Below are 15123 nucleotides of genomic sequence, written 5' to 3'. Positions count from 1 at the left end.
GCTACGCCAACAGTGTCATGCCGCTCCGGTATTCCGAGACAGGCCGTCCGACAGGCGAGACGACCGACACCGGATCGTGGGACCGGGGTATACGCGCCGCGCAGGAAAACGCGCCTGGTTAAGAGGCTCCGCCACGTGGGCAGCCGGCAGGTGGGGCAGTGGGCCAACCACAGGGGCCCGATCCTGCTCGAGAGCCTCAGACCCGGCAGGCCGTCTCCAGCCAGATGTCCCCGAGCGACTCCTCCAGCGGGACCTGTGTCCGCCAGCCGAGACGATCCCGGGCGGTACGGACGTCGGCCTGCCGCCACTGAACGGGCTCGATGACGGGGCGCGGGTCCAGCGTCCGCTGCAGCTGGTCGGGGCCGGTGGCGGTCTGGCCGGGGACCAGCACCTGGCGGGCGTCCTCGCTGACCGTGCCCTCGAATCCGGAGGCGCGGACCAGCAGCTGGGCCGCGTCCCGGGCCCGGACGGCATGGCCGCTGCCGATGTTGATCACGCCCGTGGCGGCGGACACGGCAGCCGCCTGGATCGCCCTGGCGACGTCCCGGACGTCCACGAAATCTCGGTATCCGGACAGGTCCGGCATCCGCACCTGGGACTCGTCGTGCTCCAGGGCCCGCCGCAGGCCCTCCGCGAGCCGCCCGAACAGCGAGGCGGTCGGGGAACCGGGGCCGACCACGTCGAAAACCCGCAGCACCGCGGCATCCAGACCGGAGGAGATCACCAGCTCGGTACCGGCCAGCTTGGAGACCCCGTACGGGCCGACCGGCCGCGGCTCGGCGCCCTCGGGGATCGGCGCACCGGCCGGCATCGGCCCGTACTCGGCCGCCGAGCCCACGTGCACCAGCCGGGCCGGCTCCCGGCTGCGCCGGATCGCCTCGCAGACCGTCGCCACGGCAAGGGTGTTCGACTTGATCAGGGTGCGTGAGGACCCGTAGGTCGCGCCCGCGCAGTTGATCACCACCTGCGGGGCCACCGCGTCCAGGAATCTGGCCAGCGCCCCGGGGCTGCCCGCCGTCAGGTCGAAGCGGATGTCGGCCGAGTCACGCCGGCCGAGCACGGTGACCTGCAACTCCTCCTCGGTCAGCAGGCGGTCGGCGACCCGACGGCCGATGAAGCCGTCGGCACCCAGCAGCAGCACCCTCATCGGGGGTGTCCTTCCACGAAGCCGGGCCCGCGCGGGCCCAGGCAGGTTACGAGTGTTCAGGTGAGAGCGGAGGCTCGGGGCGATACGCCCCGGGGCGGCCTATGACGACGAAGGCGTACGGGAGCAGCACGCCGGCCGCCACGCCGCAGCAGAGCAACTGCGCGGCGGCGGGGTCGTACTGAAGCACCGTCAGCAGAGCGCTCCCGCCGCCGGCGGCCAGCAGCCCGCCGACCGCGGGGCCGGGCCGGCCGCAGCGGAGCAGTGCGGCGGCGAGCACCAGCAGCAGGCCGAGCGCGGCCTGGGCCGCCCACTGGGGGCCGGACGCCCGCTGGGCGGCCTCGTGCAGCAGCCCGCCGGGGGCGGGACCGGGCCGTGGGACGAGGGCGGCGAGCACGGCCAGCGCGGCATAGCCGAGCGCCGCCGACACCGCGAGGTGCAGGCCGAGCGCGACCGGGAGGACCGGCCGCATCCGGGCACGGAAGTCCGCCATCGTCCCGGCCGCACCGAGGTGGCCCCGGGCGGCGTGCCGCAGCCAGCCGACCGACCACTCGACGGACCCCATGGCCACCGCGGCCGCAAGCCCGAGCGCCGCACCGACCCGGCCCTCGGCCACCACCGGGACCAGCAGGACGAGCGCCACTCCCAGGCCGTACCCGAGCCGCGGCAGGATGCGCAGCCCGGCCGCGACCCACACCAGCCAACCTCCGCACAGCAGGACCACGAGCAGGCCGACCGGGCCGCCCGGTGACGGCAGCAGGACCCGCCCGGCGAACAGCACCCCACAGGGCAGCGCGTGCACCGCCGCCGTGCGCAACGCCCGGGCTGCCCTGCGCCGCCACGGCTCGGCGCGCGGGGGCGCACCGGATGAGGGCGGGCGGCGCGGCACCCGGGCGTACAGCTCCTCGGCGAGCGAGAAGACGTCCGCGTGCCGGTAGTGCCCGGCCTCGGCGGGCCCGATCCCGGCATCCTCCAGCGCTGCGGCGATCTCCAGCACGTCGACGGCCTGCTCGCAGAGGGCTCGGTGACGCTCCATCAGCTCGCGCACCGGGTCCCCCGGAGGCGGGTTGGTCCGCTCGGTGACCCCGGTGCCGCCCGGTGGCCCGGGGGCAGGTTCTCGTCGGGCCATCAGACCGCCTCCGCCAGCGCTCCCGGCTCGGCGGCCCCGGCAGGGGTGTCGGGGACGGTCCCGGCGGCCGGGCCGGTGCCGGCCACCCAGTACTCGGCGGGGCGGGTGAAGGGCCTGGCCCGGTCCGCCCCGGTGGCGGTGGCCGGGAAGGCCGGCCAGCGCGAGACCAGCTCCAGATAGATCTCCCGGAAGGCCGTCACCACCGGCTCGACGGCGAAACGCTCCTGCGCCCGCAGGCGGCCCGCCAGGCCGAGCCGCGCCCTGCGCTCCTCGTCATCCAGCAGCGCCAGGCAGGCGCCGGCCAGGGCCTGTGGGCTGCGCGGCGGGACGAGCAGGCCCGTCGGCCCCACCACCTCGCGGGCCACCCCGACCTCGGTGGAGACCACGGCGCGCCCGCTGAGCATCGCGTCCGCCAGCAGCCGCGGGCTGCGCTGTGCGAGTGCCGAGAAGACCACCACGCTGCCGGCCGACCAGGCCTCGGCCAGACCCGGCGGCCGCCCCTCGAAGGACACCGCCGGGGCGAGCCCGAGGCGCTCCGCGATCGCCTCGCAGTGTGCGAGGTACCCCGGCGCGCCCTCCTCGCCGTACATCCGCAGCCGGGCCTGCGGGCACTCGGCCCGCACCCGGGCGAAGGCGTGCAGCATCAGGTCAGGGTCCCGGCCGGGCTCCAGTGAGCCCGCCCAGACCAGGGTCGGCGTCTCGGGCTCGGGCCCGGCCGCCTCGCGGGCCACCGCGTCGGTGCCCTCGTGGACCACCCTGGTCCTGGCCGGGTCGGCGCCGCAGCGCTGCTGCCACCGCTGGTCGTAGGTGCTGCCGGGGGTGAGCACGGCGGCCTGCCGGTACGTTTCCTCGGCCAGCAGTCTGAAGAAGCTGAGCATCAGGGCCCGGACGGGCCAGCGGTACGGCGCGGTGCGGTAGCTGCGGTACTGCTCGCGCAGGTGCAGGCCGTGCTCGGTGATCACGAACGGCACCCCGTGCAGCTGTCTGGCCACCAGCGCGGGCAACACCGCCGGGCCGCCCCCGACCACATGGCAGAGGTCGGCCGCGCCGAGCCCGCCCTCGCCGGTGCCGTACCAGGGTGCGGAGAGCGGCCGCAGGCACTGCTCCAGCAAGTCCCCCGCCACCAGCACGTCGCAGACCTGGGGCTGTCCGGCCGCGGTGTCCGCGCCGGGGGCGCGCCAGACCGTCTCCAGGGTGCGCTGGGCATGGCCGGAGGCGAGGAAGGCGGGCAGGCCGCCGTCCTCACGGGCGAGCGCGGCCAGCCGGTAGAGGCCGGCGGCGAACGAGCCGCGCTCGTTCGGCATCACCAGGGCGCGCACCATGTCCCGGTAGGCCTGGACGTACAGCCTGCGCCGGTGCACCGCCGGGCCGCGCCCGGCCGGCCGGCGACCCCCCATCGGCAGCTCGTGCACCGCCGCGAGCCGACCGGGTGGCACCGCGACCGGCCGGCCGCCCCTGGCCAGCAGGTACAGCCGGAACTCGTGCTCGGCCAGCCCCTCCACCAGTCGGCCGGACCAGGCGGCGCCACCACGCGGTGCGTACGGATGAGTGCCCTCGGTGAGCAGAGCAACGCGCACGACGACCTCCAGAGCTGAGCGGTTCGAACGGCCTTCGAATGACCTGGGTGCAACTACGTCACGACAGGGAGCCTGATCAGCCGACACGCCAATACTCAGATGGGCCCACAAGGCGCTCGGCAGCGCCGCCCGGCACCGGGACCGCTCTCCCTGCGGTCACGGTGCCGGGGAGGCACCGACGCCCCTGCACAGCCGCCCCTTGGGCATCCGACGGCCGCTACTCCCCCACACCTGTTCGGTCTGACAGCACGAAGGTAGAACGAATCGCTGACAACTCCTCGCTCACCTGCCTGGTTGCCACCTGAACGAGTGAACCGGCGTTACCTCGAGCGGAGTGCCGCGTTCGGCGCGGTGCTCAGACCTCGGCGAGCAGCTCCCGCACCGCCCGCGCGACCTGCGCGGGGTGCTCCATCATCGCGACGTGGCCGGACTCCGGGAGCACCAGCAGCCGGGCGTCCGCGAAGGCCGCGCAGGCCCGCCGGGCGGACCGGTAGGAGACCAGCCGGTCCTTCAGCCCGTACACCAGCAGCACCGGCACCCTGATCTGCTCCGCCTGCCGCCACAGCGACTGGTCGCCGCGCTCGGTGTACGCGGAGACGATCCCGCGCGCCGAGCCGACCATCACCTGCAGCGCGTACGGCAGGCCCGCCCGGCGCCGGTACTCGGTCACCGCGCGGTCGCGGCGCTCCGCCGGTATCGCCGCCGGGTCGCCGTAGACCAGCCGCAGCAGGCCCTCGGTGGCGTCCTCGGCGCTGCGGTCGCCGTTGGCGGGGACGCGCTGCAGCAGCGCGGGCACGCCGGGCACCGCCAGCAGGCCGGTCGGCCAGGCCGAGCGCTGCGGAGGCAGCTCGGGCAGCGCGGGCGAGATCAGCGTCAGGCTGCGCACCAGGTCGGGCCGGAGCGCCGCGAGCCGGAGGGCCACCGCGCCGCCGAGCGAGTTGCCGAACAGGTGCACCGGACCGCGCCCGGACGCCTCCAGATACCCGATCACGGCCCTGACGTGCCCGGACACCGAGAGGTTGCCGTCCTGCGGCGGCGCCGACCAGCCGAAGCCGGGCAGATCCACGGCCTCGCCCGACACCACGTCGGAGAGGTCGGCCATCAGCTCGGTCCAGTTGTCGGACGAGCCGCCGAGCCCGTGTACGAAGAGCGCCGGCGGCAGCCCGTCGGAGGCGGCGGACGGCCCGCTCACCGCGAGGACGGCACCCGGGACGGCGACGGTACGGACGGGCTCGGCCACCACGGGCCCGGCTGCTTCGGACTCGGCCGCCAGCTGCTGCTCAGCACTCATGGAGCACGATGGTAGTGAGAGCGGGCCCGGCAGCCCCAGCCCCCTGCACGGTCTCACCCTCTGGACAGCACAGGTCAGCCCCGTATTGTGGGCTCCCGACAAGGGGGTTGCTGAGCTTTTCTCGCCTTCGACCGGCGCAGATCCAGTTACCCGAAAGTAGAATCAGTGACCTTGCCAGCTATGCACGGCACACCGTCCAAGTCTGGGCGCGCCTGCCGCAGACCGTGAAGTGAGGAGCGCCCGTGACGGCCATCCAGGAGGCGCAGGAGCGCCCGCGCGGTGCCCGCCTGCCGCGAAGCGCCCGCCGCGAACAACTGCTCGGTGCCGCGCAGGAGGTGTTCGTCGCCCAGGGCTACCACGCCGCGGCGATGGACGACATCGCGGACCGCGCCGGGGTCAGCAAGCCGGTGCTCTACCAGCACTTCCCCGGAAAGCTGGAGCTCTACCTCGCCCTTCTCGACAAGCACTGCGACGCCCTCGTCGACGCGACCCGGGACGCCCTCTCCGCAACCACCGACAACAAGCAGCGCGTGGCCGCGACCATGGAGGCGTACTTCAACTACGTCTCCAGCGAGTCCGGCGCGTTCCGGCTGGTCTTCGAGTCCGACCTGACCAACGAGCCCGCCGTTCGCGAGCGGGTCGAGCGGGCCGCGGACGCCAGCGCCACGCTGGTCAGCGCGGTGATCGCCGAGGACACCGACCTCCCCGAGGGAGAGGCCAAGCTGCTGGCCGTCGGCGTCTGCGGCCTGGCCCAGATCACCGCCCGCTACTGGCTCTCCCAGGGTCTGGAGATCCCTCGGGACGAGGCCGTCCGGCTGGTCGCCAGCCTGGCCTGGCGCGGCCTGAAGGGCTTCCCGATGCACCCGGGCGACCAGGGAGCCGCCCCGAGCGCCGAGTAGACGATCATCGGACCTTCGTCGCGCGGAGAGGGTGTTGCTCTAAGGTGAAGCCGTACGGCACGGTCGCCACGAACACCCGTTCGAGGCGCTCCGCGCGTGGATGGCTGCAACCCCGGAGGGACGGAAGCCGTGGAGGTCAAGATCGGCGTGCAGAACGCGCCCCGAGAGATCGTTCTCGAGAGCACGCAGACTGCCGATGAGGTCGAGAGCGCGGTCGCGAAGGCGGTGGAGGGCACCTCGAAGCTCTTCACGCTGACCGACGAGCACGGCCGCCGCGTCATCGTCCCGGCCGAGCGCCTGGCGTACGTGGAGATCGGTGAGCCCAGCGTGCGCAAGGTGGGCTTCGGCACCATCTGAGGCGCCGAGAGCGTCATCAGCAAGGCAACCGGCGGTGCCCCGTTCCTCCTCGCGAGGGACGGGGCACCGCCGTTCCGCGTCCGTGCGCGTACCACCGGCGGCCCCGGGGTATGGCGAGGGGTGTAGCAACGACCCGTACCGCCCCGGGAGGCAGCCTGTGCTCATCGAGTCGATCGCCTTCGTGCTCATCGGCCTGGCCGTCGGCGTCGGCGCCGTCGTCCTGCTCCCCGGGTACTTCCCGGCCGCACGCAGCCTGACCGTCTCCACCGCACTGGTGGCCGCCGTGCTCGGCGGCCTGATCTCCGGTTACGCGCTCGACGGGAGGCTGCCCGGCGTCTCGCTCGCCGTCTCGGCGGTCAGCTCGGTCCTGCTGGTCTCGGTGCTGGCGCGGCCGGGGCAGGTCACGCGGCAGGGCCGCCACCGGCACCGGCACGCCTAGCCGCTCAGCCGATCAGGAAGCCAGCCCCAGGGCGGCCATCCGCTTGGTGTGCGCCTCGGTGATCCGGTTGAACATCTTGCCGACCTCGACCAGGTCGAAGCCCTGCACGTGCGCGCCGCCGACCAGGAGGTTGGAGAGCGCGTCCCGCTCGGCCACCACCCGCTGCGCCTGGCTGAGCGCCTCGCCCATCAGCCGGCGTCCCCAGAGCGCGAGCCGCCCGCCGACCCGGGAGTCCTCCTCGATCGCCTGCCGCACCCGGTCCACGGCGAACTGGGCGTGCCCGGTGTCCGACATCACCCGCAGCATGAGGTCGCGGGTGTCGTCGTCCAGCCGGACGGCCACCTCGCGGTAGAAGTCGGTCGCGATGGCGTCGCCGACGTACGCCTTGACCAGGCCCTCCAGCCAGTCCGAGGGCGCGGTCATCCGGTGGAAGGACTCCAGCGGCTCGACGAAGGGGTTCATCACCTGGGTCGGGTCCTCGCCGACCTCGACCAGGCGGTCGTGCAGCAGCTGGTAGTGCTGGAACTCGGCGGAGGCCATCCGGGCCAGCGCGGCCTTGTCGGCCAGGCCCGGGGCGAGCTTGGCGTCCTCCGCGAGCCGCTCGAAGGCGCTGAGCTCGCCGTACGCCAGGGCACCGAGGAGGTCCAGCACGGCGGCCCGGTAGCCGGGGTCGGCCGCGCAGGTCGCCCAGTCACCGATCGAGGCGGTCGAGGCGGTCGGGGTGTCGTCACCGGAAGAAGCCGAAGATGCCTGAGTCTCCATGGCTCGCCACCCTAGACCCTCCGGTGTCCCCGACCAGGCACGGATCACACCGAGTAAGACGCGTCACGTGTTCGACTCGTCGCCTGACTGTATGGTGGTAGTGAGGCCCGATGTACCCAGGCAGCACGAGCGTGCTCCGTAACGGACACCGGGCACTCACGTACGCGGATGCCCGGTCGGAGACCCGATCGGCTCCGACCATGGCTTGGACCTCAAGCCCTGGCACCGCATCAGTGGCCGAGCGAGGGCCGCCGCGGACCGCGCCGCACGGCGAAGGTCCCGCGCATGGCCCCTCAGGGAATCCTCCCCCACGCCGCCGGACGACGCGCCCGTTACCGGGCTGCCCGAACCGGCAGGCCGCAGGGGCCGGCGCGGTTGTGCGTCCCGCAGCTGCCGCAGGGCCGACCAGGCCCCGTACGCAGTCGCGTGGCTGCCCGCCGCCCTCTCGCTCTCGGCCCCACCACATGGAAGAGGCAGCACCCTGTCCACCACCGCTGAACCCACCAAGACCACCTTCCGGGAGCTGGGGATCCTCCCGGAGACCGCCGAGGCTCTCGAGGCCGTCGGCATCATCCACCCCTTCCCCATCCAGGAGATGACCCTCCCGGTCGCGCTGACCGGCCACGACGTCATCGGCCAGGCCAAGACCGGTACCGGCAAGACCCTCGGTTTCGGCCTCCCGCTGATCGAGCGCGTCGTCGTGCGCGCCGACATCGACGCCGGCCGGGCCACCGAGGACCAGCTCTGCGACAGCCCGCAGGCGCTGATCGTCGTCCCGACCCGCGAGCTCTGCACCCAGGTCACCAACGACCTGCAGACGGCCGGCAAGGTCCGCAACGTCCGCGTGCTCGCGATCTACGGCGGCCGTGCGTACGAGCCGCAGGTCGAGGCGCTCAAGAAGGGCGTCGACATCATCGTCGGCACCCCGGGCCGCCTGCTCGACCTGGCGGGGCAGCGCAAGCTCGACCTCTCGAAGGTCCGCGCGCTGGTCCTCGACGAGGCCGACGAGATGCTCGACCTGGGCTTCCTGCCCGACGTCGAGAAGATCATCACCATGCTGCCCGCCAAGCGGCAGACGCTGCTGTTCTCGGCGACCATGCCGGGCCAGGTCATCAGCCTCGCCCGCCGGTACATGAGCCAGCCGACCCACATCCGGGCCGCCGCGCCGGACGACACCGGCCACACCGTGGCCAACACCACCCAGCACATCTTCCGGGCGCACTCGCTCGACAAGGTCGAGCTGGTCTCCCGCATCCTGCAGGCCGAGGGCCGCGGCCTGGCGATGATCTTCTGCCGGACCAAGCGCACCGCCGCCGACGTCTCCGACCAGCTCACCCAGCGCGGCTTCGCGGCCGGCGCGGTGCACGGTGACCTCGGCCAGGGCGCCCGCGAGCAGGCCCTGCGGGCCTTCCGGAGCGGCAAGGTCGACGTGCTGGTCTGCACCGACGTCGCGGCCCGTGGCATCGACGTCGAGGGCGTCACGCACGTCATCAACTACCAGTGCCCCGAGGACGAGAAGACCTACCTGCACCGGATCGGCCGCACCGGCCGTGCCGGGGCGTCCGGCACCGCCGTCACGCTGGTCGACTGGGACGACATCCCGCGCTGGCAGCTGATCAACAAGGCGCTGGACCTCGGCTTCAACGAGCCGGAGGAGACCTACTCGACCTCCGCGCACCTCTACGAGCTGCTGAAGATCGCCCCGGGGACCAAGGGCATCCTGCCGCGCTCCGAGCGCACCCGTGCCGGCCTGGGCGCGGAGGAGGTCGAGGACCTCGGCGAGACCGGCGGGCGCGGCGCCCGTTCCGGCGGCCGGGCCAAGGGCGGGCGCGCGGCTGCGCCGGCCGTTGAGCAGCCGGCCGAGCGGCCGGCACGCAAGCCGCGTGAGCGTCGTCGCACCCGTGGCGGCCTGGGCTCCGAGGTGGCCGAGGGCGCCGTGGTCGAGGGCGCCGTGGTCGAGGCCCCGGCAACCGCCGAGGCTCCGGCTGTGGAGGCCGCGGCCGAGGGTGAGGCCCCGCGCCGTCGCCGTCGCCGCCCGCGCAGCGCCGCCGCCGCCGGTGGTGAGGGCACGGCCACCGCGGCCGTGACCGAGACCGCCGCCGAGGCGAAGGACGAGGGCACCGCCGCACCGCGCCGCCGCACCCGCACCCGTCGCCCGGCCGCCGCCGGTGAGGCCACGCCGGAGAGCTGAGCAGTCCCCCTCGAACGGGCGGGCCGGATCACCACGATCCGACCCGCCCGTTCGCCTTTCCGGAAGGCTCCACCGACAGTTAGGCACCAGAGCCAGTTGCACTCTCCAGGGGCGCGTGGGGGCACCTCCCGGCCGAAGGCCGGGGGAGAACTGCGCGAAGACGGAAGGCGACACCGTGTGCCCTCCCGCCTCGCGCAGTTCTCCGCGCCCCTGTGGTGACCCCATTACCGGCGGACGCCCTGCCCTGAGGCAAGCCGCCAGTTGCACCATCCAGGGGCGCTCGGGGCTGACCGAGCTACGGGCGGGGCCCTAAGCTCAAGACCCAGCCCAGCCGTCCGCAGGAGTCCGTACGATGAGCACCCCGCTGTTCCTCACCCTCCCGGCCTGTGCCCGCGCCCTGCGGCTGGCGACCTCCCGTGGCGACTTCGCCGCACTGCAGGCCGTACCGGCGGGACCGGTACGCGGGACGGCGCTCCTCGTCCCCGGTTTCACCGGCAGCAAGGAGGACTTCATCGCCCTCCTGGAGCCGCTCGCCCTGGCCGGGTACCGGGTGGTGGCCGTCGACCAGCGCGGGCAGTACGAGACCGGCGGCCAGGACGACCCGGCGGCGTACGCGATCGACGAGCTGGCCCGTGATGTACTCGCGCTCTCCGCGGAACTCGCCGCCGACGGCCCGCTGCACCTGCTCGGGCACTCCTTCGGCGGCCAGGTGGTCCGCCAGGCCGTGCTGGCCGCCGCCGGCGCGGGGCGGGAGCTGCCCTGGCGGTCGCTGACGCTGCTCTCCACCGGGCCGGCCGCGATCGACGCGGCCGAGGCGGCCCGTACCAAGCTGCTGGTGGACGCGCTGCAGACGATGGACCTGGAGTCCATCTGGCAGGTCATGCGGCAGATGGAGGAGGGCAACGGCGGCGCCGCCGTCCCGCTGCGTCCCGAGATCGCCGACTTCCTGCACCGCCGCTTCGTGGCCAACGTCCCACAGGCGCTGATCACCACGGGGGAACACCTGATCTCCGGCCCCGACCGGGTGGCGGAGCTGGCCGCCGTGCCGCTGCCGAAGCTGGTGGTCTCGGGGGTGCGCGACTACGCCTGGCCGGTGGAGGAGCAGTCCCGGATGGCCGAGCGGCTGGGAGCCCTCCGCGTGGTGATCGACGACGCCGGCCACTCCCCGAACGCCGAGCAGCCGGCCGCCACGGCGGCCGCGCTTGTGGAGTTCTGGACCTGACACTGTGTGCGTGAGCCCACACCGTTGTGACAACTCACGGGACAGATTTCGTTAGCTCGGGTAATATTTGATTCTGTCCGGGAATCATTGTGCCCGTCGACCCCGTTGACCATGAAGGCGACAGTTCGCCGAAACCGGGACTTTACGGACGGGCAACCGGCCGGAAGCAGCATCGCGGCACTCTGTTCCATGAGGCACCAACAGCCTCGGCCAGGGGCGCACAGGGGGGAGCCACATGCCGCCGCAGGCAGTAGCAGCAGCACCCGCACGACAGACCGAGCTGAACCAGCCTCAGCCAGTGAGGCAAGGAAAGGAGAGGCCCATGCGTTTCGAGATCCTCCGCCTGGACGACGCCCAGGGCGCCGCCACCGACAGCCTGATCGCCGACGCCGAGACCGTCCGCGAGTTCGTGGAGGCCGCCGCCCGCACCGGCGAGCGCCTCTACATCCGACCGTGCAAGGCGGTCTGACCCGCATCGGACCGGCCCACGCCGAGTCCGACGTTCCGATACCCCACTGACGCCCCGTCATCGAGCTTCTGGATGACGGGGCGTCAGTGTCTCCCGGTCCTACCTGGGACACGTTTGCCGCCGCCTCTGACGGGACATTCCCTAGCGGGGCGGCCACCCACGACGCGACGCACTCCGTACGGGTGATCGTCCTTGACGCGGCGCTCCGGAGGGAGGAGCGTTGTCGGCTATGAGGGGCGAGCCAAGCTGCCCGAGGTGCGCCGGTCGGGTCCGCGCCCCCGGTCTCTTCTCCGACACCTGGCAGTGTGACCAGCATGGCGCCGTGCACCCGATGCAGCCGGTGCTACCCCCGAGTGTGGAAGCCCTGAGCGTTGCCGTTGCCCGTTCCCAGGTGCCGGTCTGGCTGCCTTGGCCGCTACCGGTCGGCTGGTTGTTCACCGGGATCGCGCATGCGGGGGACGACGTCTCCGGCGCCCGTGCCACCGCCGTCGCCTGCTCGGGACCCGCCCCGCTGGGCGGGTTCGGCGAGTTGGTGCTGGTGGCGGAGGAGTTGGGCGTCGGGCTCGGCGCCCGGTACGCGGGCCTGCCCGGCCCCGACCCGGGCGAGGCCGTCTCGCTCTACAAGCCCGCCGACGCCAAGCTGCTCGCGGCGGGGCGCCCGACCCCGATGTTCCACGTACCGGACGCGCCGTCGGACCGCGCGGTCTTCGTCGGCGAGGCGCGCGGCCTGTGGCTCTGGGCCATCGCCTGGCCCGAGCAGTCGGCCCTGGTGATGTACGACGAGCTGGTCCTGACCGACCTGCGGGACGCCGGCGCGGAGCTGGGACTGCTGCCCTGCGGAGCCCTCTCCCCCCGCCTGCTGGGCTGACTATCCTGGGCCCTCCGCCCGAACACAGGAGCCCACAGACCGTGCGCATCGACCTGCACGCCCACAGCACCGCCTCCGACGGCACCGACAGCCCCGCCGAACTGATCGCGGCCGCGGTGGCCGCCGGTCTCGACGTGGTCGCGCTGACCGACCACGACACCGTCGCGGGGCACGCGGAGGCCGCGGAGGCCGTGCGGGGCACCGGGCTCACGCTCGTCCCCGGCGCCGAACTCTCCTGCCAGGTCGAGGGGATCAGCATGCATCTGCTGGCGTACCTCTTCGATCCGGCCGAGCCCGCCTTCGCCGAGGAGCGCGAGCTGGTCCGCACCGACCGCTTCCGGCGCGGCCGGGCGATCGTCGAGCGCTGCCGCGAGCTGGGGGCGCCGATCAGCTGGGAGCAGGTGCAGCGGATCGCCGGGGACGGCTCGGTGGGTCGGCCGCACATCGCCAGCGCCCTGGTCGAGGCGGGCATCGTGCCCACCGTCTCGGACGCCTTCACGGCCGACTGGCTGGCCAACGGCGGGCGCGCGGACGTCCGCAAGCACGAGACCGACCCGGTGACGGCCGTACGGCTGGTCCGGGCGGCCGGCGGCGTACCGGTCTTCGCCCACCCCGGCGCGGTCAAGCGCGGCCGTACGGTCTCCGACCAGGTGATCGCCGACCTCGCGGCGGCCGGACTGGCGGCACTGGAGGTGGACCACCTCGACCACGACGAGGAGACCCGCGCCCACCTCCGCGGGCTGGCCGCCGAGCTGGGGCTGCTGACCACCGGCTCCAGCGACTACCACGGCACCCGCAAGACCGTCCGGCTCGGCGAGTACACCACCGATCCTGCGGTGTACGAGGCACTGGTCGCCCAGGCGACGGGGGCCAAGCCGATCAGCGGCTGAGGCCAGTTGCACTGTCCGGGGGCGCGAGGGACTCCGCGAGATCGGACGGTAGCAGCCTGCGACCTTCCGCTTCGCGCAGTTCCTCGCGCCCCTGCTGTGGCAACCCGATTGCCTACCGGCGGAGCTCCAAGCGGGCGGCCGAGCCTGGAGTGCGTTCCCCGTGACGCGACCAGACAATTCGTGACATGAGCGACGCAGCCCCGCCGGACGGCCCATGAGCCTCTTCGACGTGACGAGGTTCGGGTCACTCTTCGTCACGCTCTTCGTGATCATGGACCCGCCAGGCACCATCCCGATCTTCCTGGCCCTCACCTCGGGCCGGGCGGGCAAGGTGCAGCGCCGGATGGCGTGGCAGGCCGCCGCAGTGGCCCTCGGCGTGATCACCTGCTTCGGGCTCTTCGGCCAGCAGATCCTCGACTACCTGCACGTCTCCATCCCCGCCCTGCAGGTGTCCGGCGGCATCCTGCTGCTGCTGATCGCGCTGGACCTGCTCACCGGCAAGATCGAGGAGCCGACCCAGACCAAGGACGTCAACGTCGCCCTGGTGCCGCTGGGTACCCCGCTGCTGGCCGGGCCGGGCGCGATCGTCGCCGTGATCCTGGCCGTACAGGGCGCGAACGGCGCATCCGAACAGCTCGCGGTCTGGACCGCGATCCTGGCGATGCACGTGGTCCTGTGGTTCACCATGCGCTTCTCGCTGATCATCATCAGGATCATCAAGGAGGGCGGCGTGGTCCTGATCACCCGGATCTCCGGGCTTCTGCTCTCGGCGATCGCCATCCAGTTGATCGCCAGCGGCGTCTACGGCTTCATCAAGAACTACCACTGACGGCTGGTCAGTCCAGCGGGACGCCCCGCCGCTGCGGGTCGCGCAGGTCGGTGCCGTGCCGCAGCCAGCGCTCCTCCAGCGCGGCCGCGCCCTGCACCCGCTTGAACGCCGCCTCGTTGGGCGTCATCGGCAGCAGCGGCAGGAAGCGCACCGGCTCGGCCGGCTCGGCGAGCTCCAGGTCCGGGACGAGACCGCCCGGCTCGGCCGCCAGCACGGAGGTGAAGGGCGCGCCCTCCCAGAGCGGACTTCCCAGGTCGAGCGAGCCGCCGGGGGCCACCACCAGGCCCTCGACCTGAGGCGTCGCCGCGAAGGTGGCCAGCGTGCGGAGCACGTCGTCGCGCCCCCCGCGGACGGTGAGCACCAACTCGGCCCGCGGCCCGCGCACCGGATCCGCGACCATCGCCGTCGGGTCGGCCATCGGCGCGACGGACATGCCCAGCGTGGCGTACCTCACCAAGCCGTCCGCGTCGGGGCCGAAGCGCAGCACCTCGATCCGGTCGGTACCGAGGAAGGTGACCGCCGCCCGGCCACTGGTCTCGCCGAAAGTCGCCAGCAAGCGGGCCTCGACGGCCGCCAGAACGGCCTCGCGGGAGAGCTCGGCGGAACTGCCGGAGGAACCGTCCGAGGGGTCACCGAAGATCGGGAAGTCGTGCGCCATGGCCCGACCATAACCCCCGCCGCCGCCCGGCTCGCGAACACCCCAGCGGTGGTACCCCGTCAGCTGTTAGTGTGTACAGCTGGCCACTGGGGATCCTTACCCTCGGGGCAGCGGCATGAAGGAGGTGGTTGCGGTGGATACCAGCCGACCATGCAGTACCGGCAGCTCTTCCCGGCCGCGTCACCTTCTCCGCACCCTCCTCTGAATCCTCCGCTGACGATTCCGACGAGGTAGCTGAGGCAGCGTCACACCCGGCCGGGAGAGCACCTTCCCCGGAGCCGCGTCGTCCAAACCGCGCCCCAGCAAGGCACTGGACCGAGCGCAGGCACCGGAATCCACTCGGTGTTCCCTGCCGTCGCATCACGGCCTCTCACCGCGCTGCCGTGCGACGGCTCCTG

15 protein-coding genes are annotated in these 15123 nt (G+C 73.1%); 9 read left to right on the top strand and 6 right to left on the bottom strand.

What is annotated here, in order from left to right; translation table 11 throughout:
• Positions 1-196: 196 nt before the first annotated feature.
• From FB465_RS22015 to FB465_RS22000, 4 genes are all read right to left on the bottom strand, one after another.
• Positions 197-1147 (bottom strand): NAD-dependent epimerase/dehydratase family protein, encoded by a 951-nt coding sequence (locus FB465_RS22015; RefSeq protein ID WP_145793083.1) that lies wholly within the window; start codon positions 1145-1147, stop codon positions 197-199.
• Positions 1148-1193: 46 nt separating this feature from the next.
• Positions 1194-2273 (bottom strand): hypothetical protein, encoded by a 1080-nt coding sequence (locus FB465_RS22010; protein ID WP_145793081.1) that lies wholly within the window; start codon positions 2271-2273, stop codon positions 1194-1196.
• Positions 2273-3850: a DUF3492 domain-containing protein gene (locus FB465_RS22005; protein WP_145793079.1), complete on the bottom strand. Its 1578-nt coding sequence runs from the start codon at positions 3848-3850 to the stop codon at positions 2273-2275. Before FB465_RS22005 ends, FB465_RS22010 begins: the two co-directional genes overlap by 1 nt.
• Positions 3851-4205: 355 nt before the next feature.
• On the bottom strand, positions 4206-5141 hold the full coding sequence (locus tag FB465_RS22000; protein WP_145793077.1) for an alpha/beta fold hydrolase: 936 nt from the start codon (positions 5139-5141) through the stop codon (positions 4206-4208).
• Positions 5142-5383: 242 nt separating this feature from the next.
• Here FB465_RS22000 and FB465_RS21995 point away from each other — a divergent pair, with 242 nt between their 5' ends.
• The 3 genes from FB465_RS21995 (at position 5384) to FB465_RS21985 (ending at position 6836) form a co-directional block, all read left to right on the top strand.
• The gene (locus tag FB465_RS21995; protein WP_145793075.1) at positions 5384-6040 is read left to right on the top strand and encodes a TetR/AcrR family transcriptional regulator; all 657 of its coding nucleotides are present in this window, start codon (positions 5384-5386) and stop codon (positions 6038-6040) included.
• 129 nt (positions 6041-6169) lie between these two features.
• Positions 6170-6397 carry a DUF3107 domain-containing protein gene (locus FB465_RS21990; protein ID WP_145793073.1) on the top strand — a complete coding sequence of 76 codons (228 nt, stop codon included), beginning with the start codon at positions 6170-6172 and terminating at the stop codon, positions 6395-6397.
• 157 nt (positions 6398-6554) lie between these two features.
• Positions 6555-6836, top strand: a complete 282-nt coding sequence (locus FB465_RS21985; protein WP_145793071.1) for a hypothetical protein — start codon at positions 6555-6557, stop codon at positions 6834-6836.
• 12 nt (positions 6837-6848) lie between these two features.
• Here FB465_RS21985 and FB465_RS21980 read toward each other — a convergent pair whose 3' ends face one another.
• Complete coding sequence (locus FB465_RS21980; RefSeq protein WP_145793070.1) at positions 6849-7598, bottom strand: ferritin-like fold-containing protein; 750 nt, start codon at positions 7596-7598, stop codon at positions 6849-6851.
• A 595-nt stretch (positions 7599-8193) separates the two neighbouring features.
• Between FB465_RS21980 and FB465_RS21975 the strand changes: the two genes are divergently transcribed.
• From FB465_RS21975 to FB465_RS21955, 6 genes are all read left to right on the top strand, one after another.
• A complete protein-coding gene (locus FB465_RS21975) occupies positions 8194-9789 on the top strand; it encodes a DEAD/DEAH box helicase (RefSeq protein WP_342791824.1) in 1596 nt (531 codons plus the stop codon).
• 352 nt (positions 9790-10141) lie between these two features.
• Positions 10142-11011, top strand: a complete 870-nt coding sequence (locus tag FB465_RS21970) for an alpha/beta fold hydrolase (protein ID WP_145793068.1) — start codon at positions 10142-10144, stop codon at positions 11009-11011.
• A gap of 322 nt (positions 11012-11333) precedes the next feature.
• Positions 11334-11480 (top strand): hypothetical protein, encoded by a 147-nt coding sequence (locus tag FB465_RS35935; protein WP_170290660.1) that lies wholly within the window; start codon positions 11334-11336, stop codon positions 11478-11480.
• A 229-nt stretch (positions 11481-11709) separates the two neighbouring features.
• Positions 11710-12348, top strand: coding sequence for a DUF6758 family protein (locus FB465_RS21965; RefSeq protein ID WP_145793066.1), 639 nt, complete (start codon positions 11710-11712; stop codon positions 12346-12348).
• A 41-nt stretch (positions 12349-12389) separates the two neighbouring features.
• Positions 12390-13238 carry a PHP domain-containing protein gene (locus FB465_RS21960; RefSeq protein WP_145793064.1) on the top strand — a complete coding sequence of 283 codons (849 nt, stop codon included), beginning with the start codon at positions 12390-12392 and terminating at the stop codon, positions 13236-13238.
• A 214-nt stretch (positions 13239-13452) separates the two neighbouring features.
• Complete coding sequence (locus tag FB465_RS21955; RefSeq protein WP_145793062.1) at positions 13453-14067, top strand: MarC family protein; 615 nt, start codon at positions 13453-13455, stop codon at positions 14065-14067.
• 7 nt (positions 14068-14074) lie between these two features.
• Here the strand turns inward: FB465_RS21955 and FB465_RS21950 are convergent, their stop codons facing one another.
• A complete protein-coding gene (locus tag FB465_RS21950; RefSeq protein ID WP_145793060.1) occupies positions 14075-14725 on the bottom strand; it encodes a suppressor of fused domain protein in 651 nt (216 codons plus the stop codon).
• Positions 14726-15123: the final 398 nt, after the last annotated feature.

It is taken from the genome of Kitasatospora atroaurantiaca, assembly GCF_007828955.1.
Classification (GTDB): Bacteria; Actinomycetota; Actinomycetes; order Streptomycetales; family Streptomycetaceae; genus Kitasatospora; species Kitasatospora atroaurantiaca.
Note: the sequence above shows the minus strand (reverse complement) of the source record. Positions and strands in the feature narration are given on the sequence as shown.